Here is a 3,178-nt window from a genome sequence, read left to right on the forward strand (position 1 = left end):
CGGAGCCCAGTCGCACCGACAGCAGCCGGAGTTGGTTGGACCTGTCAGTACGTGCTGTCGCGCGAACGATTCGCGGGGTGTGACGCCATCTCCGTGACGACGGAACGGCCTTGCCCGCGAGGAGATTCCTGCGCGGCCGCCACAAGGACATCGACAGCGTCTACGATTCCGGTAGCGATGTCATCGACCCCAGGCACGTTGTCGGGGCACACACACACGCTCACATCCACGTCCTCACCACGGGTGGTCAGCGCGATGTTCAACCCACTTTCCTCCGACAGTGGCGCCACGGTATGCACGCCGACGACCTTGGCCCCGGCGCAGTAGGCCGGTACCGGCTCGAAGGCAATATAAGAGACGCTGCCGTGATAGATCGGTTTGAGCCGGTGCCGCAAGCCCGATCGCGTGTAGAGCTGCATACCCAGATTGGCTACAGCCGGCGGGATGAGCGACGCTATGGCATCCAAATCGTCTGTAAAGGGGCGGCTTTCGCCCCTATGACTCCGAATGACGTTCAGTCTTTCGGTGGCCGTGTGGAGGTTGGCGAGGACCTGTACAGGGTCGTCCAGATGCACCGGAATGCGAAGACACCCGATGGTCAGCGCCTTGCCCATTCTCGGGGCATCGGTGGCCGGCAGCTCGAATGGCATCCGCATCAGCAGTGGATCGCCAGGCACCTCGTCGCGCCGCTGTAGCCAGGCGCGCAATGACAGTGTGCAGGCAGCCAGAACAACGTTGGTGATGCTGCCCCCGAACGCGCTGCTGACCGTCGTCAGGTCTGCCAGCGGGATCGAGGCGAAGGCCACCGCGCGCCGCTTCGTCAGCGGCGCGTTGAGGACGGTGTGCGGCACCGGCCCGCTCGTCGGCGACTCCGCCTGGGCCATCGGATCCCGTCTAGTGGTGCCGAACAGCCTCCCACTGACGGCCTGCAGCGCATGAGACACGGCCTCGGCGATCAGCCATCCGCCGGTGACGTGATTCTCGAGGATCTCGGTCACCAAATCGGTAACGAGCTCGCCCACCGAAGGTGCCGAGCCCAGGGTCGGCTCGGCCGGCAGGCTTCGGGCCGAATCGGTGCGAGGCCCGCGAGTAAGCAACCGCGGCCACAGGGACGCGGCCCCCGCGACCCCGTCACTGAGTGCGGCTGACGTCTTTACCGCCAACGCCCACTTGCCGTCCGCCAGACCTTCGATACTCCACGCTTCCCACAGCCGGTCACGCCTACTCGGGCGCCGGGCAGTTAAATCCGCTACGAGATCGGCGAGTTCGCGTCGCCCACCGGGCGGGCAAACCCTTGCGCAATGAATTTGGGGGAAAGGGTCGTAGTCGTCGATCTCAGCCCACACAGGCTGCCCCACACCCAACGGCTTGGCCACCAGTCGGCTGCGAAAGCGCGCCAGTTGCGGCAGCGATGCGGCCACAAGTTGATGCAGCTTCTCGTGGCTGAGCTTGTTCGACGCATCATCGAAGACCGCCAGCGTGAGGGTGTGCGCAGGCGTCTTCGAACTCTGTGTGTGCATTGACAGCGCGTCGGTCCCCGCCAATCGCGTCACCATCGGTGCACCATTCCCTTCGCCACTAGTCCTCGTGAGCAGTGCCCAATCGCACTGGGCGACAGAGCGTTTACTACGCTCGGCTAAGTTGCTCTTTCAGTTCCTGGAGTTGGATCTCGAGTTCAACGGCGTGTGCGACGGCGCTGGCCGCCGGGAGCCTGCCCGACGTCCGGACGTTAGGCCCCGCACTGTGACCCCCAGCGCTCCCTCGCGGCGTCCCTCGTGGTGCGGCTTTCCCGTTCCTTGCCGCTGATCATGAGCAGGGTGTCAACGCCTGATGCGTTGCCCGGCGCTGCAGCCGCCACCACAATCGCGTGTGCGTGGTCTGGTTGGACACAGAACGGAACAACCAGCAAGACCATCGTATTGCCTTGGACGCCAGAAACTTCGACGGTATTAGGAGGCTGACCCCGATCCGCGTCAAGGTGGATCACGCGACCACCGCTCCGAACTTCGGCGCCCGCGACTCCCCAGTCAGTCTGGTTGAACTTCACACAACTGACCGCGCCCAGACGAATCGACAAAGACGCGATCAGACCTGGCAACTCCTCCGTCAAGTTGTCGCTGTGCGGCCACCATGCGCCGTCCACATACCCGCTGCTGTGTGCCGTGGTCTTCAACCGAAACCGCGGTGTGCGGATACCCCGCGTGTCCCACGTCGAGCTGATCCGCGCTTCTCCTGGTGTCATCGGGACGCTCCCGTCTGGACCGCGATACCGGCCAATGATTTGAATCGACGCCCACCTGAACCAGAACGATCACAAACGGAATACCGATGATGCGTTTCTCACCCTACGCCGAACTGACCGGGAACAACGAGAGCTAGCAACCATGGCGTCGACCCCGGCGGCGCACACCACGGGCCGGAGCACGGATCGAGCCACACCCAAGGGATCGCGAATTCTCGCTGACGGGGCGCCAAGACCGGCGGTACCCGCTGATCACCGACTATTCGGAGCGTTGTGCTGCGCTTGTTCACACAGCGAAGTTTCGACGGCGGCCGGCCTGGTGCTGACTGCTTAACACCACAGTTGCGCACCAACGGCCATCTAGCAGCGAACCCTGAACGCAACCTGCCCAATTCACCGCTGTCTCTCAGGGTATGCCATATGCGGCAATGCCAGAAGACTTGGACGTCGACCGCTGCGCCGGCACCCCACCTCGCCTGGCGAATCGGGAGATATTGGCACGAAGGCGCGCTCACACTCAACCAGCTGCTGGTGACCGCGGTCGTCGAGGGCGAGTTGCCCACGGATTCGATCGACCAACTTGTTTCGATCCGCTGAGAACGGGCCCGATGGGCTGATCACACAACCGTCTTGGTGTGGTCAGTTCTGGACCGCCGGAGTAGGGTACGAGTTGTCGGCGATACTTCGGACCTGACTATTCAAAGTCATCTCGTCGCCGATTCGAATGATCCGGCCGTTTCGCGGTCAAGGCGGGAGCGTCGCAATGACGCCAAAAATCGACCAAGTGGATGCCCAGCGACGACACGTGCCACCGGAGCACACCCCGCGCTTGCGGCTTAAGCCGAAGGCGCAGGCGAGTGGGTATGTCGATGGTGCGTGGTGGCCACACAGTGACGACCTCGCGGCAGAGCTGCCAGACCTGCTGTCGGTGCTGTC

3 protein-coding genes are annotated in these 3,178 nt (G+C 63.5%); 1 reads left to right on the forward strand and 2 read right to left on the reverse strand.

Annotated elements, in window-relative coordinates; translation table 11 throughout:
- Nucleotides 1-44: 44 nt before the first annotated feature.
- Together A5781_RS15610 and A5781_RS26250 are read right to left on the reverse strand one after the other, a co-directional pair.
- Nucleotides 45-1,553, reverse strand: coding sequence for a wax ester/triacylglycerol synthase domain-containing protein (locus A5781_RS15610; protein WP_231990725.1), 1,509 nt, complete (start codon nucleotides 1,551-1,553; stop codon nucleotides 45-47).
- 176 nt (nucleotides 1,554-1,729) lie between these two features.
- The gene (locus A5781_RS26250) at nucleotides 1,730-2,242 is read right to left on the reverse strand and encodes a DUF5994 family protein (protein WP_067207802.1); all 513 of its coding nucleotides are present in this window, start codon (nucleotides 2,240-2,242) and stop codon (nucleotides 1,730-1,732) included.
- Nucleotides 2,243-3,005: 763 nt separating this feature from the next.
- On the opposite strand from A5781_RS26250, the gene A5781_RS26260 reads away from it, so the two are divergent.
- Nucleotides 3,006-3,178: DUF5994 family protein (locus A5781_RS26260; protein WP_231990726.1), on the forward strand; the 173-nt coding region annotated here is incomplete at its 3' end.

Origin of the sequence: Mycobacterium sp. 852002-30065_SCH5024008, from assembly GCF_001665645.1 — a bacterium.
Taxonomy (GTDB): Bacteria; Actinomycetota; Actinomycetes; order Mycobacteriales; family Mycobacteriaceae; genus Mycobacterium; species Mycobacterium paraffinicum.